Consider the following 22,822-nt stretch of genomic DNA (forward strand, 5'->3'; position numbering starts at 1 on the left):
AATAACCAGAGCGACGAACTGCCATGTCAGCCGAACTGATCTTCGATGCCCGCAACGCCACCGGCGAAAGTCCGGTATGGAACGCCCAGGAACAGGCTTTGTACTGGGCCGATATCCCAGCCGGTCGCCTCTATCGCTGGAACGCCGCTGATGCCAGCATACGCAGCTGGCAGGCCGACGAGATGCTCGCCTGCATCGCCATGCATCCGGCCGGTGGCTGGCTCGCCGGCATGCAGAGCGGCCTCTTCCACCTGCGCCCACAGGACGACGGCAGCGTACTGTCCGAGCGTCTGGCGCAGGTCGATCATGCCCGCCCGGAGATGCGCTTCAACGATGGTCGCTGCGACCGCCAGGGGCGCTTCTGGGCCGGCACCATGCTCCTGGACATGGCCGCAGGCGCCCGCGTCGGCGCGCTGTATCGCTACGACGGTCAGCTGCAACAGGTGCTCGATGACTTCATCGTGCCCAACGGCCTGGCCTTCAGCCCCGATGGCCGCACCATGTACCTCTCCGACTCGCACCCGACCGTGCAGAGCGTCTGGGCCTTCGACTACGACACCGATAGCGGCACGCCGCACAACCGTCGCCTGTTCATCGACATGAAGCAGCATCCGGGTCGCCCCGACGGCGCCGCGATGGATGTAGACGGCTGCTACTGGATCTGCGGCAACGACGAAGGCCTGATCCATCGCTTCACCCCGGATGGCCGCCTCGACCGTTCGCTGGCGGTTCCCGTGAAGAAGCCCGCCATGTGCGCCTTCGGCGGTGCCAACCTGGACACCCTGTTCGTCACCTCGATCCGCCCCGGCGGCGACCTCTCCGACCAGCCGCTGGCTGGCGGCGTCTTCGCCCTGCAAGCCGGCGTGCGCGGTATCGAGGAGCCGACCTTCCACCCCTGATCCGATTCACCCCGGGCCGCTCGCGGCACCGGACTCGCACTGCTGTACACCAACAACAACAAGACGGAGTTTTCCGCATGAACCTCAAACGCAAGTTGCTTCTCGCCACACTTCCGCTAGCTCTCGGTCTGTCTTCCTTCGTTCAGGCCGAGACGACCCTGAAGATTGCCGAAATCCACCCTGCCGGCTACCCGACCGTAGTCGCCATGGAAAACCTCGGCAAGAAGCTGGAAGCTGCCACCAACGGTGAAATCAAGTCCCGCATGTTCGCAGGCGGTGTACTGGGCTCCGAGAAGGAAGTCATCGAGCAAACCCAGATCGGCGCCGTCCAGCTGACCCGCGTCAGCCTCGGTTCGGTCGGTTCGGTGGTTCCGGCCACCAACGTGTTCAACATGCCGTTCGTGTTCCGCGACATCGACCACATGCGCAAGGTGATCGACGGCGACATCGGCCAGGACATCCTCGACGCCATCACCAACTCCGACTTCAACATGGTCGGTCTGGCATGGATGGAAGCCGGTAGCCGCAGCCTCTACACCAAGAAGCCGGTACGCAAGATCGAAGACCTCAAGGGCATGAAGATCCGCGTGATCGGCAACCCGCTGTTCATCGACACCCTCAACGCCATGGGCGGCAACGGCATCGCCATGGACACCGGTGAAATCTTCAGCGCCCTGCAGAGCGGCGTGATCGACGGTGCCGAGAACAACTCGCCGACCCTGCTCGAGCACAACCACTTCCGCGCGGCCAAGTACTACACCCAGACTCACCACCTGATCCTGCCCGAGCCGCTGCTGATGTCCAAGACCACCTGGAACAAGCTGACGCCGGAACAGCAGGAGCTGGTCAAGAAACTGGCCAAGGAAGCCCAGCTGGAAGAGCGTGATCTGTGGGTCGCCAAGGAAACCGCGTCCAACGAGAAGCTCAAGGCCGAAGGCGTCGAGTTCATCGAAGTCGACACCAAGCCCTTCTACGACGCCACCGCCCCGGTTCGTGAGAAGTACGGCGCCCAGTTCGCCGACCTGATCAAGCGCATCGAAGCCGTCCAGTAATCCACGCGCAAGCGCGCGGCGCAGGCACCACGCCTGCGCCGCGCAACCGGTGAAGTCTCATGAAAAACCTGGTTCTAGGCGTCAACGACGCCATCTACCGTGCCTGCATCGCAACCGCCAGCCTGGCGATCGTGATCATGGCCACGATCATCCCCTGGGGCGTCTTCAGCCGTTACGTGCTGGGTCAAGGACTGGGCTGGCCCGAGCCTATTTCAGTGCTATTGATGGTGCTGTTCACCTTCGTCGGAGCCGCTGCCGGCTATCGCGCAGGTGCCCACATGGCCGTGACCTCACTGACCGATCGCCTGCCACGACCCCTGGCACCGCTGATCACGCTGTTCGTACGTCTGGTCATGGGCGGCATCGCGCTGTTCATGCTGATCTGGGGCTACAAGCTGTGTGCAGCGACCTGGAACCAATACCTCAGCACCCTCCCCTCGGTACGTGTCGGCATCAGCTACATGCCAATCCCGGTGGGCGGTTTCATCACCCTCCTGTTCGTCATCGAACAACTGCTCTACGGCGATCAACACAAGCGCCGTGCCGTCGACTTCGAACACTCTGAAGATTCCAAGGAGGCCGCGTAAATGGATGCCGCCATTCTCGTGGGCAGTTTCATCGTCCTGATCCTGCTACGCGTCCCCGTTGCTTACTCCCTCGGTGTCTCCGCCCTGATCGGGGCCTGGTGGATCGAGATCCCGCTGCACGCCGTGATGATCCAGATCGCCGGCGGTGTGAACAAGTTCTCCCTGCTGGCCATTCCGTTCTTCGTGCTGGCTGGCGCGATCATGGCCGAAGGCGGCATGGCTCGCCGCCTGGTGGCCTTCGCCGGGGTACTGGTGGGTTTCGTCCGCGGCGGTCTGTCGCTGGTGAACATCACTGCCTCGACCTTCTTCGGCGCCATCTCCGGCTCGTCACTGGCCGATACCGCCTCGGTGGGTTCGGTACTGATCCCGGAAATGGAGAAGAAAGGCTACCCGCGTGAATTCGCCACGGCCGTGACCGTTTCTGGTTCGGTGCAGGCGCTGCTCACTCCGCCCAGCCACAACTCGGTGATCTACTCGCTGGCCGCTGGCGGCACCGTGTCCATCGCCGCGCTGTTCATGGCCGGTATCGGCCCGGGCCTGCTGATGAGCGCCACCATGGCCGCGCTGTGCCTGTGGTTCGCCAAGAAGCGTAACTACCCGAAAGGCGAAGTCATTCCGCTGCGCCAGGCGATCAAGATCTGTGTGGAAGCCCTGTGGGGCCTGATGACCATGTTCATCATCCTCGGCGGCATTCTCTCCGGTATCTTCACCGCTACCGAGTCCGCTGCCGTGGCCGTGATCTGGGCCTTCTTCGTGACCATGTTCATCTACCGCGACTACAAGTGGAGTGAACTGCCGAAGATGCTGCACCGTACCGTACGCACGCTGTCGATCGTGATGATCCTCATCGCCTTCGCCGCCGCGTTCGGCTACATCATGACCCTGATGCAGATCCCATCGAAGATCACCACCGCGTTCCTGACCTTCTCGGACAACCGCTATGTGATCCTGATGTGCGTCAACTTCATGCTGCTGGCACTGGGCACGCTGATGGACATGGCACCGCTGATCCTGATCCTGACTCCGATCCTGCTGCCAGTGGTCACCTCTTTCGGTGTAGACCCGGTACACTTCGGCATGATCATGCTGGTCAACCTGGGTATCGGCCTGATCACTCCGCCAGTAGGTGCAGTGCTCTTCGTCGGCGCCGCAATCGGCAAGGTCACCATCGAAAACACCGTGAAGGCCCTGCTGCCGTTCTATGCGGCACTGTTCATGGTGCTGATGGCCGTCACCTACATTCCAGCGATCTCGCTGTGGCTGCCGAGCGTCGTGCTCTGACAGCAACCCGGGCATTGAACGACAACGCCGCCCAATCGGGCGGCGTTTTGCTTTAGGGCCTGATTTCAAGGCCATGACAACAGGATTTAGTCATGCAAGGTTCCACCCCGTTTCCACGTCACATCGCCGTCCTGATCCTCGCAGCACTGGCTTGCTCTTTCGCGGGCAACCACATCGCTGCGCGGATCGCCTTCGACCACGACACCGGGCTGCTGCTGGCCATGCTCACGCGTGCCGGCGTGACGCTGGTCGCGCTGGCCGCCTTGGTAATGTGGCGACGTGAATCGCTGAAACTGGGTCGCGCTACCTGGGGCTGGCAGATCCTGCTGGGCCTGCTGATCGCCATCCAGAGCTTCTGCATCTACTCAGCGGTGGCGCGTATTCCAGTGGCGCTGGCACTGCTGGTGGTCAACCTTTCGCCGATCCTGCTGGCCCTGCTCACCTGGGCGCTCGGCGGTGCAGCGCCAACCCGCCAGGCGTTGGCCATCATGGGCGTGATTCTCTTCGGCCTGGTGCTGGTGCTCGATGTTCCTGGTCGCCTGACCAGCGCCGATGCACCGGATGGCGAGTGGGTAGCCGGCATCCTGTTCAGTCTGACTGCTGCCGCCGTGTTCGCCGTGGCGCTGTGGATCACCGAAAATCGTCTGTCGAAAATCGCCGGCTCGGTGCGCAGCATGCTGACCCTGGCCGTGGTGTTCAGCGCCTCGACCCTGCTGGGCAGCAGTGGTCTGATTCCAGGCGGTTTGAGCCTGCCCAACGCCAGCGCTGGCTGGATCGCACTGGCCTGCCTGGTGCTGCTCTATGGCGCGGCCTTCTCCACCCTGTTCATCTGCATGCCACGGCTGAACATCGCGCGTAATGCGCCGGTGATGAACATGGAGCCGGTGGCGGGCATGGTGCTGGGCTGGCTGGTGCTCGGCCAGGTGCTTGGCGGCCTGCAGGTGATCGGCGGGCTGATCGTGGTCGGCGGTATCGTCGCCCTGGCCTACCGTCGCTAGGATGTCGCGGGGGCGCCCACGTTGTGCCGGCAGGGAATAGCCGGCGGGCGTGCAGCGCACCCGCCTGGCGTTGCGACGACTTTAGCCGTGCAGCGCCTCGGCCTCGGCGGTTTCATGCGCCTGGCGCAGGCGCTCGCGGCTGTTGGTCAGGTGCAGGCGCATCGCCGCACGAGCCGCTTCGGCATCCTGGCGCGCGATGGCTTCGAAGATCTGCTCATGTTCACGCTCCAGACGCGCCATGTAATGCGTCTGGTCATCGTGGGCCAACCTGGCCGAATTGACCCGAGTACGCGGGATGATGCTGGTACCCAGGTGGCTCATGATGTCCGTGAAGTAGCGGTTACCAGTAGCCTCGGCAATGCGCAGGTGGAACTGGAAATCCGAGGACACCGCATCACTGGAGCTGGCCGCACTCTCGTTGATCGCATCCAGTGCCTGACGGATCTCCTGCAACTGCACATCGCTGCGGCGCTGTGCCGCCAGACCGGCGGACTCCACTTCCAGGCTGATGCGCAACTCGAGAATGGCCAGCACGTCACGCAGCGTGACGATGGTTGCCGGGTCGATACGAAAACCACTGGCGCTGGGTGTATCGAGCACGAAGGTGCCGATGCCATGGCGGGTCTCGACCAGGCCCGCAGCCTGTAAACGCGACAGCGCTTCACGCACCACGGTGCGGCTGACGCCCTGCTCTTCCATGATCGCCGACTCGGTCGGCAGCTTCTCACCGCGCTTGATCACCCCGTCGCGAATGCGCTGCGACAAGTCGGCCACCAACTCCTGAGCCAGGCTGCGGTGCTTGCGACGAGCGCGAGGTGGGGTGTTTTGCATTTCCATGGCGGGCGGATTCTCGATTCAAGAGTTTGCAGCAATGATAGCCCAGCAGTTGTACGATGACACTATGAATTCCCGACAAATACCACCTCTGGAACGCCAAATGCCAACTTCTTTGCTGACGCTGAGCGATCACCTGACGCAACTGACCATCGCCCCCGAATTGGGCGCCAGCCTGGTCAACTGGACACGCCTGAGCGACGGCTGGCCATTATTGCGTTACAGCGACGAACAGGCACTGGCCAGTGCCAACCCGCGGCGTCTGGCCTGCTACCCGCTGCTGCCGTGGTCGAACCGCGTTGGCGGCGGGGGCTTCGACACCCCTACCGGCTGGCAGCCACTGACACCCAACACCGGCCACGAACCGTTGCCGATCCACGGCAGTGCCTGGCAACAGCCCTGGCAGGTAGTGAATGCGACGTCCGACAGCGCCATGTTGCAACTCGACAGCCAACAGCCGTATCCCTACCAGGCACGCCTGCACGTACAACTCAGTGACGGCCGCCTGAGCCTGACGTTACAAGCCACCCACATGGGCGACCACCCCACCTGGTACGGACTCGGCCTGCACCCTTACCTGACACGCAGCGCGCAGACTCAATTGCAGGCGACGGCCAAAGGCGTCTGGCTTTGTGGCGAAGATAAACTTTCCAGGCAATGGATCGAGTTGCCCGACATCTGGAACTTCGAGCAGCCCAAGACACTACCCGAGCAACTTGTCGACAATGCCTTTACCGCCTGGCCTGGTAACGCACGCATCATTCAGCCGGATGCAGGTTATCAACTTGTCTGCCAGGCAGAAGGTACTGAAGTTTTTCTATTGTTCTGCCCCCAGGAACAGAACTTCTTCTGCTTCGAACCCGTTACCCACCCGGTCAATGCGCATCACCTAGAAGGGCACCCAGGCCTGCACCTGCTGGCCACTGGAGAAAGCCGACAATTGCGATACAGCCTGCATTATCAGGCAATTGCGGGTTGATGGCTGGACATTCGAAAGGCATTGGCGATAATACGTGCGAGTTGCGTCTTGCAACTTTTCTCATGAAAAAGTTACCAATACATCAGTAACTGAACATAACGGGTGGCCGTGCCAAGCATGCAACTTTGTAGTGCACGCACCGCCCGATAAGTCATGAACCTCTCGATTACCCTACGACCGCAACAGTGAGACGGAGCGTTTCACGCGTCGTATAGGCCGATCACCACACTTACAGGTAATACACGTGACGAAAGACGAACTGCGCGCCGAACTCGAGCGCCAGGCGCAACGTTACAAGGATGTATACGGCGGGGAAGTCATCACCTACGCCGCTCAACCGGATCCTGACCGCAAACCCTGGCGCAAGAGGCCCAGCCTGCTCGATCAGGCTTTCGATAAAGAAATCGAAAAAATCGAAAAAGAACGTCAGGACAAGCTAGAAGCTGCCGACGAAGCCGCCAGCTAGCTACACCCAACACGAACGGCGTAGGGCGAGGGGCAACCCGCTTGAGTGGCAATGGCGAGTAGCCCCCGTCCTACGACTAACGTTTCTTGCTGCCAGTCAGCGATCCCATCAGCCCACGCACCAGTTGTCGGCCAATCTGGTTAGCGGCCTGACGCAGGGCGCTCTTCATCGCACTGCCAATCAGGTCACTGGCCATCTCGCCCAGCCCTGGTTCGGTCTTCTGCTTGCCAGGCACCTTCGCAGGTGCCTCGGTGCGAGCCTTTTCAGCGCGTGCGGTGAGCATTTCATAGGCCGATTCGCGGTCGATGGGCTTGTCATAGCGCCCGGCCAGAGACGACTGACGCACCAGCACCGCTCGTTCACTCTCGCTCAACGGACCGATGCGTGATTGCGGCGGCGCAATGGCCACACGCTGAACCATCGCGGGCGTCCCCTTTTCTTCGAGCGTGCCGACCAGCGCCTCGCCAATTCCCAACTCGGTCAACACGCTGAGGCTGTTGAACGCCGGGTTAGGACGGAAACCATCGGCCACGGCGCGAAGCGCCTTCTGCTCTTTGGCGGTGAACGCACGCAAGCCGTGCTGAATACGCAAGCCGAGTTGCGCCAGCACGTCATCTGGCAAGTCGCTCGGCGACTGAGTGACGAAGTACACCCCGACCCCTTTCGAGCGAATCAGCCTCACTACTTGCTCGAGACGATCCTGCAGAGCCTTCGGTGTGCCCTGGAACAATAAGTGGGCCTCATCGAAGAACAGCGCCAGCACCGGTTTGTCGGCATCGCCGCGCTCCGGCAACTGCTCGAACAGTTCGGCCAGCAACCACAGCAGGAAGGTGGCGTAAACCTTGGGTGCTTCATGCACGAGGCGCGTGGCGTCCAGAAGATGAACCCGTCCACGACCATCGCGATCCGGATGCAGCAGATCCTCGAGTTGCAACGCCGGCTCGCCGAACAACGCCTCGGCGCCCTGCTGCTCCAGACTGGCCAAGCGTCGCAGCAAGGCTTGCGCCGAGGTATTGGTGAACAGCGCACTGTCCTCGCCGAGTACCTGCGGGCTGTCCTTGAGATAGCCGAGCAGCGCTTTCAGATCCTTCAGGTCGAGCAGCAACAACCCTTCTCGATCCGCCACCTTGAATGCGGCATAGAGCGCAGCCTGCTGGCTGTCGGTCAACTCCAGCAAGGCGCCGAGCAGCAGCGGGCCCATCTCGCTGAGGGTGGTACGTAACGGATGACCGCTCTGCCCGTGTACGTCCCAGAGGGTCAACGGATAGGCCTGCGGCCGGTGCTCCAGCCAGGGCATGCTGGCGATACGCTCGGCGATCTTGCCTTGCGGCGTACCGGCGGCGCCCAGGCCACAGAGATCCCCCTTAACGTCAGCAGCGAACACCGCTACGCCTGCATCACTGAACGTCTCGATCAGACGCTGCAGCGTCACTGTCTTGCCGGTGCCAGTGGCGCCCGCGATCAGACCATGACGGTTAGCCAGCCGCAACGGCTGTCCCACCGGTTGTCCATCGCTACCAGCACCCAATATGAACTGCGAACTTAAAGGCATCTTGCCATCCCCTGGGTTAGAGCTTTACTGCAACTATGCCGACACAGGCACCGGATCAAAGGCGAGCTGCGCTCGCCGCAACACCCACGCCATTACCGTTCAGGCGAGGCGGTGAAACACAAGACTGGTTCCAGAGCCCTCCGGAAGCAAGACACCATGACTAAAAACCTGCAGTTCAGCCACAAGATCCTGCTCGCAGCCTCGCTTGTGGTAATGGTCGCCTTCTCCCTGTTCACCCTTTACAACGACTATCTGCAACGCAACGCCATCCGCGAAGACCTGGAAAGCTACCTGCAGGAAATGGGTAACGTCACCGCCAGCAACATTCAGAACTGGCTGTCCGGCCGTATCCTGCTGGTAGAAAGTACCGCTCAGTCGATCATCAACGACAGTGATGCGGAGCGAGTGATCAAGCTGCTTGAACAGCGCGCCCTGACCTCGTCCTTCGCCTTCACCTACCTGGGCACGGCGGCAGGCGGTTTCACCATGCGCCCGGACGAGCAAATGCCCGCCGACTACGACCCGCGCACCCGCCCCTGGTACAAGGACGCCCTGGCGGCTGGCGGCACCACCCTGACCGAACCCTACGTCGACGCCGCGACCAGCGAGCTGATCATCACCATCGCCACGCCCGCACAACCTGCCGGCGTGGTAGGCGGCGATCTCAGCCTGCAGACCCTGGTGAACATCATCAACGCCCTGGACTTCGATGGCATCGGTTACGCCTTCCTGGTCAGCGCCGACGGCAAGATCCTGGTACACCCGGACAAAAACTGGGTGATGAAGAACCTCAAGGACATCTACCCACAGGACACGCCGCGCATCAGCAACCAGTTCAGCGAGGTGACGCTCGATGGAGAGCCTCGCATTCTCACCTTTGCACCGGTCACCGGGCTGCCGTCGGTGCAATGGCATGTCGGCCTGTCGGTGGACAAGGCCAAGGCCTATTCCATGCTCACCGAATTCCGCGCCTCGGCCATCATCGCCACGGTCATCGCCGTGGTTTTGATCATCGCCCTGCTCGGCCTGCTGATTCGCGTGCTGATGCAGCCACTGACCACGATGGGCAAGGCGATGGAAGACATCGCTCAGGGCGAAGGCGACCTGACCAAGCGCCTGGCCATCCAGTCCAGCGACGAGTTCGGCGCCCTGGCCAGCTCGTTCAACCGCTTCGTCGAGCGTATCCACGGCTCGATTCGAGAAGTGTCGCAGGCCACCACCAAGGTCAATGAGGTGGCCAAGCTGGTAGTCGGCGCCTCCAACTCGTCGATGGCCAACTCCGACGAGCAGGCCAGCCGCACCAACAGCGTGGCGGCGGCGATCAATGAGCTGGGCGCCGCCGCCCAGGAAATCGCCCGCAACGCCGCCGACGCCTCGAGCCAGGCATCCGACGCCCGTCATCAGGCCGAGGATGGCGGCAAGGTGGTACAGCAGGCGATCCAATCGATGAGCGAGCTGTCGGACAAGATCAGCGACGCCTGTGCCAAGATCGAGATGCTCAACAGCAAGACGGTGGATATCGGCCAGATTCTCGAAGTGATCAAGAGTATTTCCCAACAGACCAACCTGCTTGCGCTCAATGCCGCCATCGAAGCGGCACGTGCGGGCGAGGCCGGCCGCGGTTTCGCGGTGGTGGCCGACGAGGTACGCAACCTGGCGCACCGCACCCAGGAGTCGGCACAGGAAATCGAGAAGATGATCGAGGAACTGCAGGTCGGCTCACGCGAGTCGGTCACTACCATGACCGAAAGCCAACGCTACAGCGAGAATAGCGTGGAGATCGCCTATCAGGCCGGTGAACGCCTAGGCACGGTCACCGCGCGCATTGGCGAAATTGACGGCATGAACCAGTCGGTAGCGACCGCGACCGAAGAGCAGACCTCGGTGATCGAATCCCTGAACATGGACATCATCGAGATCAACACCCTCAACCAGGAAGGCGTGGAAAACCTGCAGGCCACCTTGCGCGCCTGCGGCGACCTGGAACAACAGGCGATACGCCTGAAGCATCTGGTCGACAGTTTCCGCATCTGAGGTAGGGTGCGCCGTGCGCACCAAGGTTGGCGCTATCAGCGCCAAATGAATCAGGGACGCCTGGAGCGCCCCTGATTCATGCTGCGATCATCACTCAGAACCCTCGGCGGGGTCTTCGGCCTGCGCCTCCTGCAACGTGCACCACAACTCGGCAGCATCGGGAAACTCGGTGCCATCTTCACTGCTCAGCGCCTCGGGGTCGTAGCGCCGAACGCAACCTTCACCAAGGGTGGGCGGCGCCTTGGACGTCGCCCGATCCAGTGGATCACTCATCGCACCACCTGCCTGTCAGCTGGCTTCCTGAGACTTGTTGTTTTCATGCTGGGCGAATGCCTTGACCGCTCGCAGAACGTCACTACGACTGATCTGACCGATCAGGCGATTACCTTCTACGACTGGCATACGCCGACGCCGACCACGCAGGAAACGTTCGGACACTTCGATGATGTCGGCCTCCGGGGAAACCGTCTCCACCACCTTGGTCATGTAGGTGCCGACATTGCCTCCGATGGCCTCGTAATAGGCACCCGAGAGAATGCCACGCAGACAATCGCCCTCCGACAGCAGACCAATCAGCTCGCCCTGATCATCCACCACTGGCGCACCCGAGATACGGTGTTCCAGCAGGCGGTGAATAGCGGTGAACAGATCGGTCTCGGCCCGAAAAGTCACCAGATGGCGAGTCATGTAGTCCCGAACCTTGATCGAATTGAGCATGAACAACCTCCTAGTAGACACCTCTGAAACCAACGGCGTGGTTATCGCTTGCGCGTTCAGAGGCGCCTGTTGTGGTACTGCCTACCGGAGCGCTGGTGTCTGGCGAACTCAGTCGAACACGACCGTCTTGTTGTCATGCACCAGAACCCGGTCTTCCAAGTGATAGCGTAGCCCACGTGCGAGCACCATTTTTTCCACGTCCTTGCCAAGACGCACCATTTCCTCGATATCGTCGCGATGGGTCACGCGTACAACGTCCTGTTCGATGATCGGGCCGGCATCCAGCTCTTCGGTAACGTAATGCGAAGTGGCCCCGATCAACTTGACGCCGCGCAATGAAGCCTGGTGATAAGGCTTGGCGCCGACGAAAGACGGCAGGAAGCTGTGGTGGATGTTGATCACCCGCTGCGCGTACTCGCTGCACAGGGCAGGCGGCAGAATCTGCATGTAGCGCGCCAGCACTATGACGTCGGCCCCATGTTCCTTGACCAGGCGTTCCACCTCGGCGAAGGCCGGTGCCTTGTCCTGCGGATTGACCGGCACATGGAAATAGGGAATGCCGTGCCATTCGACCATGCTGCGCAGGTCGTCATGATTGGAAATCACGCAGGGAATATCACAATCGAGTTCATCACTGTGCCAGCGATGCAGCAGATCGGCGAGGCAATGCGATTCACGGCTGGCCATCAGCACGACGCGTTTTTTCTCTGCCGAATCGGTGATGCGCCACTCCATGGAAAATTCGCGCGCGATGGGCGCGAAAGCCTGTTTGAAACCATCGAGTTCGAACGGCAACGAGTCGGCACGGATTTCATGACGCATGAAAAACCAGCCACTTTGCGTATCGGAATGATGGCTCGCCTCGGTGATCCAGCCGTTGTAAGTCGCCAGGAAACTACTGACCTTGGCCACGATACCAACGCGATCCGGGCAGGCGATGACCAATCTGAACGTGCGCATATACAAAACCCCAATGACGGCGCAAAAGTCGCTCATTCTAACGACAAGCCCGGAAAACTGCAGTAGCGCAGCTCCGAATAATGCGTGCGAAGCGACCTCGACGGGCACGTAAACATCCTCACAAGGCGCAACGCCAAAACTTTACACACAGTTGAAACAATCGAATTAATTCAACCCTACCCGACACAAAGGGTTGCACTGCACATAGGTTATTTCTTTGTACGCTGTTTACTTGTTTAAAGTGCCTGACTATTATTAGCCCACTGTTCACTACTAAAACTTATTCACGCCAAGGTAATGCCCATGTCGCTGATCAATGAATACCGCGCCACCGAAGAAGCCATCAAAGAGCTGCAAGAGCGCCTGAAGAACCTGTCGCAAGATGACAAGCTGAAGAAAGAGCTGGAGTTCGAAGGCAAGCTGCGCACCCTGATGGGCGAATACCAGAAGTCCCTGCGTGACATCATCGCCCTGCTCGACCCGGAAGCCAAAAGCGCCAAGGGCGTACGCGCCAGCAAGCCTGCTGCCACCAAGCGCGCTCGCAAGGTCAAGCAGTACAAGAACCCGCACAGCGGCGAAGTGATCGAAACCAAAGGTGGCAACCACAAGACGCTGAAAGAGTGGAAAGCCAAATGGGGCGCCGATGTTGTTGAAGGTTGGGCCACTCTGCTGGGCTAACGCTTGCGCAACCCCCTCAAAACGCCAGCCATGCTGGCGTTTTTTATGCCTGTAACTTTCTCCCTGGAGTTGACCGAAAAAACAGTTTCAGGCAATTCCCTGCCCAGTTGCCAGGAAGCACCACCTTATCAAGCCAGAGCACGCACGCTGAATCGATTGAACCGCCAATAATTCAGGCGTTCAGATAAAAGTTCCCGAATTAATTTTTATCGCACAGGGTAGCAGGCACTTTCCCCGGCGCCCTCTGACTTCTCGCACAGTCCACAGCTCACCCGTTCGATTTTTCCAAGCCGTAGCGCACCTGCAATTGCTGTGCATAAGCCTGCCATTGCTGAAGCAATTGCAGCTGGCCCGGACTGCAATTGCCACACCTCTCCTCGAGTGCCAACTGAAATTGCGCCAACGTATTGGGCGCGCCAAACTCCGGGTTACTCAGGCGTTGACGGCAAAAGTCCGTCCAGCGTTGCCGCTCGGGCGGTGAAAGCGTTTCCGGGAAGTTGCGTGCACGGTAGCGAAACAACAACTCGGGCAGGCGTGCGTCGTCGAATGGCCAGTCTCGCGAAGCCAGCTCCTGCGGTTGAGCATTGCGCACCTGCTCACACAGACGGCGGTCACGATCGCCTATGAACCCATCGTATAGCTGCTGCTCTGGGTCAGAGCTGCCAGCGAATCCTTCCTCGTGGTAAATCGTCGCCAGCTTGTCCTGCCATAGCGCCTGTGCCGTCCTGAGCATTTCGGCATTACGCTCGCAGAGCGACCACTCCAGCCTCAGGCGCTGTCGATCCGCATCACGTAGCACAGACAAGGGGGCGACCACCGGGCAGCGATTGATATGCAGCAGTTTCAGCGGGACTGGCGTCTCCCCCTCTGCAAGATCCTCGTGGCGAGTGTATAGACGACTGCGCAAGGTCTCGGCATCCAGATCCAGCAACACGCTCGGATCAGCCTGCAGATCGCAGACGATCAATGCATTGCGGTTACGCGGATGCCAGGCCAGCGGCAGGACCGGCGCGAGGTAATGACGCACAGCCGAGAAACGCCCGGAAACATGCAGCAGCGGCTGCAGCAGGCGAATCTGATCCATCACCCGCTGCTTGCTGCGCAACTGATAGAGGAAGTCGTACAGACGCGGTTGGCGCTCACGCAGCAGACGAGCCAAGCCAATGGTAGCGCGCACGTCGGAAAGCGCATCGTGGGCCTGACCATGATCGATGCCGTTGGCTTGCGTCAGGCGCTCCAGCTTGAGCGTCACCCGCCCATCCTCTTGCGGCCACTCGATACCCTCGGGGCGAAGCGCGTATGCCGTGCGCACCAGATCGATCAGATCCCAGCGGCTGTTACCCCCTTGCCATTCACGGGCATAAGGGTCGAAGAAGTTGCGGTAGAGGCTGTAACGGGTCACCTCATCATCGAAGCGCAGGCTGTTGTAGCCGGCACCGCAGGTACCCGGTGCAGATAGTGCAGCATGCACGCGGGTGACGAACTCGCCCTCGTCCAGACCTTGCTGACGCAGGCGCTGCGGGTCGATACCGGTGACCAGGCACGCAGCCGGATGCGGCAGGATATCGTCGCTGGGCTGACAGTAGATGTTCAGCGGCTCACCAATCTCGTTGAGCGACTCGTCGGTGCGAATACCAGCCACCTGCAGCGGCCGGTCGCTACGCGGGTTGATGCCAGTGGTTTCATAGTCGTACCAGAAGATGCTGGAGGCCATCTGCGGTTCCTTCAATGCAAAGTGCAGGGAGTCTAACATCCGTGTCCTGCCACACCGCCGTCGGCAAAGCTTGAACCAGCGCACAGAGGCTGCACGCCTCGGCATGGTGCCTCTTGTAGGCCCAACACCTCTGCTACTAGCATTGCGGCCCCCACCACCCTCATGAACAAGGATGCCGCCATGAGTGACAGCACTGCCCCCAATCCCTACGCCGCCCCCGTCAGCAACCTGCAACTGCCCGTCAGCGACCAGACGCCCAGCATCGAAGAAGCCCTGGCTCGTGGCTACGATTTCAACATCGGTGATCTGCTCAGCGAATCCTGGAGCAAGGTCAGTGGCACCAAGGGCATCATCATCGGCGGTTTCCTGGTGTTCTACGTGGTGCTGCTGGCCGCGTCCTTCATCCTCGGAAGTGTCGTCGGTATCTTCAGCGCATTGAGCGACAACCTGTTCATCATGTTCGCTGGCGAGATCGTGATCTCGCTGCTGGCCTCGGCCCTGGCCTACCCCTTCATGGCCGGCATCAACATGGTGGGTATCCGCCGCGCGGCTGATCAGCCACTCAGCTTCAACGAGATCTTCAGCCACTTCGGCCGCACAATACCGCTGATCATCACTGCGGTGGTGATGATGCTGCTGATCTACCTTGGCATGATCCTGCTGCTGATCCCTGGCATCTACCTGGCCGTCGCCTACCTGCTGGCCATCCCGCTGGTGGTCGAGCGCGGCCTCTCGCCATGGCAGGCGCTGGAAGCCTCGCGCAAGGCCATCACCCAGCACTGGTTCAAGGTCTTCGGTCTGTTCCTGCTGCTCGGCCTGATCGTCATGGTCAGCGCCATTCCGCTGGGCATCGGCCTGGTATGGACCATCCCGCTGATGGTCGTCGCCATGGGCGTTCTCTACCGCACGATCTTCGGCGTACTGCCTGCCGGCCAATGAGCTGACCTGACCGGGCCGAATCGATCGGCCCGGTTGCGTTATCGACCCGCTGCTCGCTAGCATCGGGCTTTCCCTGATGCAGTCCGCCATGTCCTCACGCTCAAGCGCCAGCTTTCCGCTTAGCCAGCCGCCCCTGGACACCCGCTACCAGGTCGAGACGCCGGAAGGCATCGATCTGCATCTGCGTCCGGCCGGTTTGGTGCCGCGCGCCCTGGCTTTCGCCATCGACCTGGCGATCCGCGGCCTGATCCTGGCTGTCATGTTCATCGTTCTCGGTCTTCTCGGTCAGTTCGGCATGGGCCTGGGCACCATCCTGCTGTTTCTCGTGACCTGGTGGTACATGGTGCTGTTCGAAGTGCTCAACCAGGGCCGCTCGCCCGGTAAGCAGATGCTCGGCCTGCGTGTGGTGCACGATGACGGCACGCCCATCGGCTGGGCTGCCTCGCTGACACGCAACCTGCTGCGTTTCGTCGACATCCTGCCGTTCGGTTACACCCTGGGCATCATCAGTTGCCTGAATCATCCGGCGTTCAAACGTCTCGGCGATATCGCCGCCGGCACCCTGGTGGTCTACCGCGATGCCGCCGTGGCGCGCCCGCAATTACCGGACGCCGAACCGCTGCCACCACCCTTCCCGCTCAGCCTGGCCGAACAACGGGCCCTGCTCGGTTTCGCCGAACGTGGCGGTCAGTTGTCCGCCGCCCGCCGCGCCGAACTCGCGGCGCTGCTGGCCGAACCCTTGCAGGTACCCGCCGAGCAGACCGAAGCGCGCCTCAACGGCATCGCACGCGGCCTGTTGGGAACCACGCCATGAAGCAAAGCCTGTTCGAAAATCGCCACCAGGTCGACTGGGATAATTTCGCCGTTCAACTCGAAGCACTCGAGCGGGGCAAGGCAGACCCCAAGTCCAACAGCCGCTTCGCCGCCAACTACCGGCAACTCTGTCAGCATCTGGCGCTGGCACAGGCGCGAGGCTACAGCAGCCACCTGATCGATCAGTTGCAACAGTTGGCCATGCGCGGCCACCAGCAGTTCTACCGTCACCGCAGCCACCTCGGCGCACAGCTGATCCGCTTCCTGTTCGGCGGTTTCCCTCGCCTGGTGCGCAGTGAATGGCGCGCAGTCTGTGCAGCCAGTCTGCTGTTCTTCGGCAGCCTGGGCCTGATGGGGCTGCTCACCTACCTCTACCCGGAGCTGATCTACAGCCTGGTCAGCCCCGATCAGGTCAGCGAGATGGAACGTATGTATGACCCCGATGCACGACGCCTGGGTCGTTTCAGCGAACGTGGCTCGGGCGACGACTGGGTGATGTTCGGTTTCTACATCATGAACAATATCGGCATCGCCTTTCAGACCTTCGCCAGCGGCCTGTTGCTCGGCCTGGGGAGCCTGTTCTTCCTGCTGTTCAACGGCCTGATGATCGGCGCGGTGGCCGGTCACCTGACCCGCATCGGCTACGGCGAGCCGTTCTGGTCGTTCGTCATCGGCCATGGCGCATTCGAACTGACCGCCATCGCCCTGGCCGGCGCCGCCGGCTTCAAGCTCGGCTGGGCCTTGCTGGCACCGGGTCGCCTACCGCGTGGCGAGGCCTTGCGCCTGGCAGCCGGCAAAGCAATCCAACTGGTCGCCGGCGTGATCCTGTTCCTGTTGCTCGCGGCGTTCATCGAGGCTTTCTGGTCATCGACCACCTTCGCCAGCCCCGACATCAAGTACGCGGTAGGCACAGGTCTTTGGGCGCTGGTGCTGATGTACCTGCTGCTAGCCGGCCGGAGGCAGCATGCGCCTGACTGAAGCCAGCGTCGCCATCCGTCCGCGTACCGCCTGGGAAGCCATCGACCTCGGCGTGCTGCTCGCCCGTCGTCACGCCGGCCTGCTGATGGCCAGCTGGGCACTGGTTACCCTACCGTTGTTCGCCCTGCTCTGCGCAGTGCTCTGGCAGTACCCGGGCTGGGCGATCTTCATCTTCTGGTGGCTCAAGCCTGCTTACGAGCGCTTGCCGCTGTACATCCTCTCGCAGGCACTGTTCGGCAACACGCCATCGTTGAAGCAGTCCCTGCGGGCCCTGCCACGCCTGCTGTGGCCGCAACTGCTGGCCAGCCTCACCTGGCGCCGCCTGAGCCCGACGCGCAGCTTCGACCTGCCGGTACTGCAGCTCGAAGGTTTGTCTGGCCAGGCACGCAGCCAGCGCCTGATCGTCCTCGGCCAGCGCGACAGCGGCGCGGCCACCTGGCTGACGCTGGTCGGTGTGCACCTGGAAATCGCCCTGTGGATGGGCCTGGCCGCCCTGTTCTATCTGATGCTGCCGCAGCAGGTGGAAACCGACTGGAGCTGGGAAACCCTGATCGCCGCCAGCAGTGGGCAATGGCTCTGGCTGGAGCACCTGTCCAACCTGCTGTACGTGCTGCTGCTGATCCTCTGGGAACCGGTCTACGTCGCCTGCGGATTCACCCTCTATCTCAATCGACGCACCGCGTTGGAGGCCTGGGACATCGAGCTGACCTTCCGCCGCCTGCGCCAGCGCCTGACCGGCAGCGCCTATGCCGTGTTACTTGGCTGCGCCCTGCTGCTGAGCCAACTGCCGAGCGCTGCCTGGGCTGAAACGCCAGCGAGCGCCAGCGAACAAGCCGAACAACAAGGCCCTGACGCACCACGCCTGCTCAAGCAACAGCTGACCAGCCAGGCAGCGCGCGCCGGCATCGAATCCCTGCTCGACGAACCACCGTTCCAGCATCGTGAAACCGTCACGCGTTGGCGCCTGGGTGAGGAAAAACCGGCCCAGGAAGCCGACCCGCAAGACCTCGAAGCCCTGCTCGAGATGCTCAAGAACCTGCTCAAGCTTGGCGAGTGGTGGAAGAGTCTGGATGTCGTCGCACAGATATTCGAAGTGCTGTTGTGGGGTGCTCTCGTCGCCCTGCTGGCCTTCATCCTCTGGCGTTACCGGGAATGGCTGCAGATCTTCGGCGAACGCGTTGGCCTGCCACTACGGCGCAAGGTATCGACACCCGATCAGTTGTTCGGCCTGGAACTGGCACCGGAGAGCCTGCCCGACGACGTCGCCAGCGAGGCCGAGCGACTCTGGGCCGAGCAACCTCGCGCGGCCCTCGGTCTGCTTTATCGCGCCCTGCTCAGCCGCCTGCTGCATGAGCATCGGTTGCCGCTGAAACAATCGCACACCGAGGGCGAAGTCCTGCATCTGGTCGCCGGATTGCAACAGCAGGATCTGGAAGACTACAGCCAGCAGCTCACCGGCCATTGGCAGGCGCTGGCCTATGGACATCGTCTGCCTGCCGAGGCGCTACGCCTGGGCTTGTGTCAGGGTTGGCGCAACCTGTTCGGCCAGGGGCGCACACCATGAGTCGGCGCGCCGGATTCATCCTGGGCATGGCCCTGCTATTGGCGCTGGGTCTGCTCGCCAGCTACCTGCTGGGCAATCTCGAACCCTATCAAGAGGTGGTCGAACACGGCCCTTCACCGGAAGTGGACAGCAGCCCCTACCTGGCCGCCGAACACTTCCTGCGCCTGCAGAACATCACTGCGCGCCGCGCCGACAGCCTGGAAGTGCTCGACGGTCTGCCCAGCCAGGGCCAGACCCTGATGCTGCTGGCCGACCGCAGCAACATGACCCCACGTCAGGCCGAAAAACTACTGCAATGGACGGCCAATGGCGGTCATCTGCTGCTGATCGCCGAACGCCTGTGGGATGAGGACGAGGGCAAGAGCGGCGACCTGCTGCTCGACCTGCTCGGCATCCAGCAATACATGAGCGACGAGCTGGACGAAGAAGAGAGCAGCGCGGACGAAGCGAGTGAAGAAGGCGAAGCCTATCCGCAGTTGACCAAGCTCTACCTGGAAAACGAGCAGGCACCGGCCTATATCGCCTTCGACACCGACTACCACCTGTACGACTCGCAGAACCGGGCCCACGCCTGGGCCAACAGCGCGCTAGCCACCCACTTGCTGCAGCTCTATCACGGCGACGGCTTGATCACCGTACTCAGTGACCCGTGGATCTGGCAGAACCGCAACATCGACGAATACGACCATGCCTGGCTGCTCTGGTATCTCGGCCAGGACAGCGCGGTGACCCTGCTCTACCACGCTGACAGCGACAGCCTGGCAAGCCTGCTGCTGCGCCATTTCCCGCTGGCGCTGGCGGTGTTGGCTCTGCTGATCATCGCCGGTCTCTGGCACCTCGGCATGCGCCACGGCCCGCTGCAAGCACCGGCCAGCCGTGCACGTCGGCAACTGGAAGAACACCTGCGCGGCAGCGCCGACTTCCTGCTGCGCCGCAGCGGCCAGCACAGCCTGCTCAAGGGCCTGCAGCAGGACATCCAGCGCCGTGCGCGGCGCCGTCACCCCGGTTTTGAAAAACTCGCCGTGGCCGAGCAATGGCAGGTGCTGGGTCGCCTGACCCGTCTGCCGGCCAGGGAAATCAGCCAGGCCATGCGCCCGCTGCCACACAAACGCCTTTCCGCCACCGACTTCACCCGCCAGGTCGCGCACCTGCAAACCCTCAGGAATGCCCTATGACGAGCGAACAGACACCCGACGCCGAAATCACGCCAGTCAACGAGGCCCCCGCCACGCCCGCCAGTAATCCGCAGGCCCAACAGCGCCAGCGCGCCAGCCAGCTGGCCCAGGCACTTCGCACTGAGCTGCGCAAGGCGGTGATCGGCCAGAATACGGTGATCGACGATGTGCTCACCGCCCTGATCGCCGGCGGTCACGTGCTCGTCGAAGGTGTTCCCGGTCTCGGCAAGACCCTGCTGGTGCGTGCCCTGGCACGTTGCTTCGGCGGCGAGTTCGCACGCATCCAGTTCACCCCGGATCTGATGCCCAGCGATGTCACCGGCCATGCCGTGTACGACATGCAGAGCGAGCAGTTCAAACTGCGCAAAGGACCGGTGTTCACCAACCTGCTGCTGGCCGACGAAATCAACCGCGCCCCGGCCAAGACCCAGGCTGCGTTGCTGGAAGTGATGCAGGAGCGCCAGGTGACTCTGGAAGGCCGCGCCCTGGCCGTACAACTGCCGTTCATGGTGCTGGCGACCATGAACCCGATCGAGCAGGAAGGCACCTATCCGCTGCCGGAGGCCGAGCTGGATCGCTTCATGCTCAAGCTGCGCATGGACTATCCGGAGCAGGACGAAGAGCTCAACATGGTGCGCCAGGTAACCCGCTCGGCCAAGGCCGATATGCTCGAGGTCAGCCCGCTACGTACCCTGCTGCAGGCCAAGGATGTGCTAGCCCTGCAGAAGATCGCCAGCGACCTGCCGCTGGACGATCAGGTGCTCGACTACGCCGTACGCCTGGCCCGCGCCACCCGAAGTTGGCCCGGCCTGGCCATGGGCGCCGGCCCGCGCGCCTCCATCGCGCTGGTGCGTGGAGCACGGGCGCGGGCGCTGCTGCGCGGCGGTGATTTTGTCCTGCCCGATGACATCAAGAGCTGCGCCCTGGCCGTGCTGCGTCATCGCGTGCGACTGACTCCGGAGCTGGACATCGAAGGCCTATCGGTGGATCAGGTGCTGCAACAATTGCTCGACCAGGTGCCGGCTCCTCGTCTATGAAACCCTCGCGCCTGCTCCTCGGGCTGCTCGGCGGCCTGTTCGCCGCCGCCGTGCTGCTCGGCGCTCTGCCCCTGCTCGGCATACGCCTGGCCAGCAACGTGATGCCGATTGCCTGGGGTCTGCTGGTAGCCCTGGCGTTGCTCGCCACCCTCGACGCTCTGTGGCTGCGCCGTCTGCCCTCGCCACGCGTGGTGCGCACGCTGCCGGGCAACCTGCCGCTCGGGCGCTGGAGCGAGGTGCAACTGACGGCTCATCACGACTACACCCAGCCCCTGGATATCACAGTCTTCGACCACATTCCCGAAGGCATGGCATTCGAGCACCTGCCGCAATGCATGAGCCTGCGTCCGGGCCAGCAGACGCGCATCCTCTATCGCCTCAAGCCACTGGTGCGCGGACATTTCCACTTCAGCCATTGCGAACTGGCACTGCCCAGCCCGTTGCGCCTGTGGCAGGCCAGACGCCTGCTGGATCTGCCCGATGAAAGCCGTGTCTACCCCGACTTCGCGCGCCTGTACGGCGCCCAGCTCAAGGCCGTGGATGACTGGTTGAGCCAGCTCGGCGTGCGTCAGCGTCCACGTCGCGGCCTGGGCCTGGAGTTCCACCAGTTGCGCGAGTTTCGCGACGGCGACACCCTGCGCCAGATCGACTGGAAAGCCACCGCGCGCAAGCGCACGCCGATTGCCCGCGAATACCAGGACGAGCGCGACCAGCAGATCGTCTTCCTGCTCGATTGCGGCCGGCGCATGCGCAGCCAGGACGATGAACTCTCGCATTTCGATCACGCCCTCAACGCCACGCTGCTGCTCAGTTACGTGGCGCTACGCCAGGGCGATGCCGTGGGGCTTGCGACCTTTGCCGGCAATCAGTCGCGCTACCTGGCCCCCGTCAAAGGGCCGGCTCAGCTCAACGTGCTGCTCAATGCCGTCTACGACCTGGAAACCAGCCAGCAACCGGCCGACTTCAGTGCGGCCGCCGACCTTCTGCTGGCCCGTCAACGCCGCCGTGCCCTGGTCGTGCTGGTGACCAACCTGCGCGACGAAGATGATCAGGATCTTCTCGCCGCCGTGAAGCGCCTGTCGCGCCAGCATCGGGTGTTGATTGCCAGCCTGCGCGAAGAGGCGCTCGATCGCCTGCGCCACACGCCCGTGGAACAGTTCGATCAGGCCCTGGCCTACTGCGGCACGCTGGATTACCTCAACGCCCGCGCCGAGCTGCACGAGCGCCTCGCCGCCCACGACGTACCAGTGCTCGACGCCCGGCCAGGTGAACTGGGCCCGGAGCTGGTCAGCAGTTACCTGGCCTGGAAGAAGGCCGGGGCACTTTAAAAAGCAACACCTCCCACATGCCGCGGTCGAACCCCACATACGGAGACGTAGAGGCCCTGGCATCGGCTTTCCCACACAGTTGTTGCGTGGTTAAGCCGGGGGGCCGGTGCTATGATCCCCGTTCTGCGGCGCAAGGAGTGGAAACTCCCGCCGCCTGCAGGCTGTAGCGGAACACCGCACTGGCCTGCTGTTCCGGCCGCCCGTGAACGGCCTCATGCGCATACCGCACACGACCTG

At 62.2% G+C, this 22,822-nt stretch carries 22 protein-coding genes; 16 read left to right on the forward strand and 6 right to left on the reverse strand.

What is annotated here, in order from left to right:
• Positions 1-23: 23 nt before the first annotated feature.
• The 5 genes from C7A17_RS03740 to C7A17_RS03760 all read left to right on the forward strand — a co-directional run bounded on the left by C7A17_RS03740 (position 24) and on the right by C7A17_RS03760 (position 4,817).
• Complete coding sequence (locus tag C7A17_RS03740) at positions 24-899, forward strand: glucurono-1,5-lactonase (protein ID WP_106736752.1); 876 nt, start codon at positions 24-26, stop codon at positions 897-899.
• Positions 900-976: 77 nt separating this feature from the next.
• A complete protein-coding gene (locus C7A17_RS03745) occupies positions 977-1,951 on the forward strand; it encodes a TRAP transporter substrate-binding protein (protein ID WP_106736753.1) in 975 nt (324 codons plus the stop codon).
• Between the two features lie 59 nt (positions 1,952-2,010).
• A complete protein-coding gene (locus C7A17_RS03750) occupies positions 2,011-2,538 on the forward strand; it encodes a TRAP transporter small permease (protein WP_106736754.1) in 528 nt (175 codons plus the stop codon).
• A complete protein-coding gene (locus C7A17_RS03755) occupies positions 2,539-3,819 on the forward strand; it encodes a TRAP transporter large permease (protein WP_106736755.1) in 1,281 nt (426 codons plus the stop codon).
• Positions 3,820-3,911: 92 nt separating this feature from the next.
• A complete protein-coding gene (locus C7A17_RS03760) occupies positions 3,912-4,817 on the forward strand; it encodes an EamA family transporter (RefSeq protein ID WP_106736756.1) in 906 nt (301 codons plus the stop codon).
• Between the two features lie 81 nt (positions 4,818-4,898).
• Here the strand turns inward: C7A17_RS03760 and C7A17_RS03765 are convergent, their stop codons facing one another.
• Positions 4,899-5,654, reverse strand: coding sequence for a FadR/GntR family transcriptional regulator (locus tag C7A17_RS03765; RefSeq protein WP_106736757.1), 756 nt, complete (start codon positions 5,652-5,654; stop codon positions 4,899-4,901).
• Between the two features lie 100 nt (positions 5,655-5,754).
• Here C7A17_RS03765 and C7A17_RS03770 point away from each other — a divergent pair, with 100 nt between their 5' ends.
• Together C7A17_RS03770 and C7A17_RS03775 are read left to right on the forward strand one after the other, a co-directional pair.
• On the forward strand, positions 5,755-6,630 hold the full coding sequence (locus C7A17_RS03770; protein ID WP_106736758.1) for an aldose 1-epimerase: 876 nt from the start codon (positions 5,755-5,757) through the stop codon (positions 6,628-6,630).
• A gap of 244 nt (positions 6,631-6,874) precedes the next feature.
• Positions 6,875-7,096: a hypothetical protein gene (locus C7A17_RS03775; RefSeq protein WP_106736759.1), complete on the forward strand. Its 222-nt coding sequence runs from the start codon at positions 6,875-6,877 to the stop codon at positions 7,094-7,096.
• Positions 7,097-7,172: 76 nt separating this feature from the next.
• Here the strand turns inward: C7A17_RS03775 and C7A17_RS03780 are convergent, their stop codons facing one another.
• Positions 7,173-8,648 carry a helicase HerA-like domain-containing protein gene (locus C7A17_RS03780; protein ID WP_106736760.1) on the reverse strand — a complete coding sequence of 492 codons (1,476 nt, stop codon included), beginning with the start codon at positions 8,646-8,648 and terminating at the stop codon, positions 7,173-7,175.
• Positions 8,649-8,804: 156 nt separating this feature from the next.
• On the opposite strand from C7A17_RS03780, the gene C7A17_RS03785 reads away from it, so the two are divergent.
• Positions 8,805-10,682 (forward strand): methyl-accepting chemotaxis protein, encoded by a 1,878-nt coding sequence (locus C7A17_RS03785; protein ID WP_106736761.1) that lies wholly within the window; start codon positions 8,805-8,807, stop codon positions 10,680-10,682.
• A gap of 90 nt (positions 10,683-10,772) precedes the next feature.
• Here the strand turns inward: C7A17_RS03785 and C7A17_RS03790 are convergent, their stop codons facing one another.
• The 3 genes from C7A17_RS03790 to purU form a co-directional block, all read right to left on the reverse strand.
• On the reverse strand, positions 10,773-10,955 hold the full coding sequence (locus tag C7A17_RS03790) for a hypothetical protein (protein ID WP_106736762.1): 183 nt from the start codon (positions 10,953-10,955) through the stop codon (positions 10,773-10,775).
• Between the two features lie 15 nt (positions 10,956-10,970).
• Entirely contained in the window at positions 10,971-11,399 is a 429-nt protein-coding gene (locus C7A17_RS03795) for a CBS domain-containing protein (RefSeq protein ID WP_106736763.1), read from the reverse strand.
• A 108-nt stretch (positions 11,400-11,507) separates the two neighbouring features.
• Positions 11,508-12,359 carry a formyltetrahydrofolate deformylase gene (gene purU, locus C7A17_RS03800; RefSeq protein ID WP_106736764.1) on the reverse strand — a complete coding sequence of 284 codons (852 nt, stop codon included), beginning with the start codon at positions 12,357-12,359 and terminating at the stop codon, positions 11,508-11,510.
• Positions 12,360-12,662: 303 nt separating this feature from the next.
• Here purU and mvaT point away from each other — a divergent pair, with 303 nt between their 5' ends.
• Entirely contained in the window at positions 12,663-13,037 is a 375-nt protein-coding gene (gene mvaT, locus C7A17_RS03805) for a histone-like nucleoid-structuring protein MvaT (RefSeq protein WP_106736765.1), read from the forward strand.
• A gap of 268 nt (positions 13,038-13,305) precedes the next feature.
• On the opposite strand, the gene sbcB is transcribed toward mvaT, so the two are convergent.
• Positions 13,306-14,751: an exodeoxyribonuclease I gene (gene sbcB / locus C7A17_RS03810; RefSeq protein ID WP_106736766.1), complete on the reverse strand. Its 1,446-nt coding sequence runs from the start codon at positions 14,749-14,751 to the stop codon at positions 13,306-13,308.
• Between the two features lie 180 nt (positions 14,752-14,931).
• On the opposite strand from sbcB, the gene C7A17_RS03815 reads away from it, so the two are divergent.
• From C7A17_RS03815 to C7A17_RS03845, 7 genes are all read left to right on the forward strand, one after another.
• The gene (locus C7A17_RS03815; protein WP_106736767.1) at positions 14,932-15,690 is read left to right on the forward strand and encodes a DUF975 family protein; all 759 of its coding nucleotides are present in this window, start codon (positions 14,932-14,934) and stop codon (positions 15,688-15,690) included.
• Between the two features lie 88 nt (positions 15,691-15,778).
• A complete protein-coding gene (locus C7A17_RS03820; protein ID WP_106736768.1) occupies positions 15,779-16,504 on the forward strand; it encodes an RDD family protein in 726 nt (241 codons plus the stop codon).
• Complete coding sequence (locus C7A17_RS03825; protein ID WP_106736769.1) at positions 16,501-17,481, forward strand: stage II sporulation protein M; 981 nt, start codon at positions 16,501-16,503, stop codon at positions 17,479-17,481. Before C7A17_RS03820 ends, C7A17_RS03825 begins: the two co-directional genes overlap by 4 nt.
• Positions 17,468-19,045 carry a DUF4129 domain-containing protein gene (locus C7A17_RS03830; protein WP_106736770.1) on the forward strand — a complete coding sequence of 526 codons (1,578 nt, stop codon included), beginning with the start codon at positions 17,468-17,470 and terminating at the stop codon, positions 19,043-19,045. The genes C7A17_RS03825 and C7A17_RS03830 overlap by 14 nt, the downstream gene beginning before the upstream one ends.
• On the forward strand, positions 19,042-20,220 hold the full coding sequence (locus tag C7A17_RS03835; protein WP_106736771.1) for a DUF4350 domain-containing protein: 1,179 nt from the start codon (positions 19,042-19,044) through the stop codon (positions 20,218-20,220). Before C7A17_RS03830 ends, C7A17_RS03835 begins: the two co-directional genes overlap by 4 nt.
• Positions 20,217-21,257, forward strand: a complete 1,041-nt coding sequence (locus tag C7A17_RS03840; protein WP_106736772.1) for an AAA family ATPase — start codon at positions 20,217-20,219, stop codon at positions 21,255-21,257. Before C7A17_RS03835 ends, C7A17_RS03840 begins: the two co-directional genes overlap by 4 nt.
• Positions 21,254-22,585: a DUF58 domain-containing protein gene (locus C7A17_RS03845; protein WP_106736773.1), complete on the forward strand. Its 1,332-nt coding sequence runs from the start codon at positions 21,254-21,256 to the stop codon at positions 22,583-22,585. The genes C7A17_RS03840 and C7A17_RS03845 overlap by 4 nt, the downstream gene beginning before the upstream one ends.
• Positions 22,586-22,822 lie beyond the last annotated feature (237 nt).

Source organism: Pseudomonas mendocina (genome assembly GCF_003008615.1).
Classification (GTDB): domain Bacteria; phylum Pseudomonadota; class Gammaproteobacteria; order Pseudomonadales; family Pseudomonadaceae; genus Aquipseudomonas; species Aquipseudomonas mendocina_C.

What these genes read in the sequence shown, in the direction of transcription:
- C7A17_RS03740 (WP_106736752.1), top strand. Translation starts at nt 24, where the DNA reads ATGTCAGCCGAACTGATCTTCGATGCCCGCAACGCCACCGGCGAAAGT.
- C7A17_RS03745 (WP_106736753.1), top strand. Translation starts at nt 977, where the DNA reads ATGAACCTCAAACGCAAGTTGCTTCTCGCCACACTTCCGCTAGCTCTC.
- C7A17_RS03750 (WP_106736754.1), top strand. Translation starts at nt 2,011, where the DNA reads ATGAAAAACCTGGTTCTAGGCGTCAACGACGCCATCTACCGTGCCTGC.
- C7A17_RS03755 (WP_106736755.1), top strand. Translation starts at nt 2,539, where the DNA reads ATGGATGCCGCCATTCTCGTGGGCAGTTTCATCGTCCTGATCCTGCTA.
- C7A17_RS03760 (WP_106736756.1), top strand. Translation starts at nt 3,912, where the DNA reads ATGCAAGGTTCCACCCCGTTTCCACGTCACATCGCCGTCCTGATCCTC.
- C7A17_RS03765 (WP_106736757.1), bottom strand. Translation starts at nt 5,654, where the DNA reads ATGGAAATGCAAAACACCCCACCTCGCGCTCGTCGCAAGCACCGCAGC.
- C7A17_RS03770 (WP_106736758.1), top strand. Translation starts at nt 5,755, where the DNA reads ATGCCAACTTCTTTGCTGACGCTGAGCGATCACCTGACGCAACTGACC.
- C7A17_RS03780 (WP_106736760.1), bottom strand. Translation starts at nt 8,648, where the DNA reads ATGCCTTTAAGTTCGCAGTTCATATTGGGTGCTGGTAGCGATGGACAA.
- C7A17_RS03785 (WP_106736761.1), top strand. Translation starts at nt 8,805, where the DNA reads ATGACTAAAAACCTGCAGTTCAGCCACAAGATCCTGCTCGCAGCCTCG.
- C7A17_RS03790 (WP_106736762.1), bottom strand. Translation starts at nt 10,955, where the DNA reads ATGAGTGATCCACTGGATCGGGCGACGTCCAAGGCGCCGCCCACCCTT.
- C7A17_RS03795 (WP_106736763.1), bottom strand. Translation starts at nt 11,399, where the DNA reads ATGCTCAATTCGATCAAGGTTCGGGACTACATGACTCGCCATCTGGTG.
- purU (WP_106736764.1), bottom strand. Translation starts at nt 12,359, where the DNA reads ATGCGCACGTTCAGATTGGTCATCGCCTGCCCGGATCGCGTTGGTATC.
- mvaT (WP_106736765.1), top strand. Translation starts at nt 12,663, where the DNA reads ATGTCGCTGATCAATGAATACCGCGCCACCGAAGAAGCCATCAAAGAG.
- sbcB (WP_106736766.1), bottom strand. Translation starts at nt 14,751, where the DNA reads ATGGCCTCCAGCATCTTCTGGTACGACTATGAAACCACTGGCATCAAC.
- C7A17_RS03815 (WP_106736767.1), top strand. Translation starts at nt 14,932, where the DNA reads ATGAGTGACAGCACTGCCCCCAATCCCTACGCCGCCCCCGTCAGCAAC.
- C7A17_RS03820 (WP_106736768.1), top strand. Translation starts at nt 15,779, where the DNA reads ATGTCCTCACGCTCAAGCGCCAGCTTTCCGCTTAGCCAGCCGCCCCTG.
- C7A17_RS03825 (WP_106736769.1), top strand. Translation starts at nt 16,501, where the DNA reads ATGAAGCAAAGCCTGTTCGAAAATCGCCACCAGGTCGACTGGGATAAT.
- C7A17_RS03830 (WP_106736770.1), top strand. Translation starts at nt 17,468, where the DNA reads ATGCGCCTGACTGAAGCCAGCGTCGCCATCCGTCCGCGTACCGCCTGG.
- C7A17_RS03835 (WP_106736771.1), top strand. Translation starts at nt 19,042, where the DNA reads ATGAGTCGGCGCGCCGGATTCATCCTGGGCATGGCCCTGCTATTGGCG.
- C7A17_RS03840 (WP_106736772.1), top strand. Translation starts at nt 20,217, where the DNA reads ATGACGAGCGAACAGACACCCGACGCCGAAATCACGCCAGTCAACGAG.
- C7A17_RS03845 (WP_106736773.1), top strand. Translation starts at nt 21,254, where the DNA reads ATGAAACCCTCGCGCCTGCTCCTCGGGCTGCTCGGCGGCCTGTTCGCC.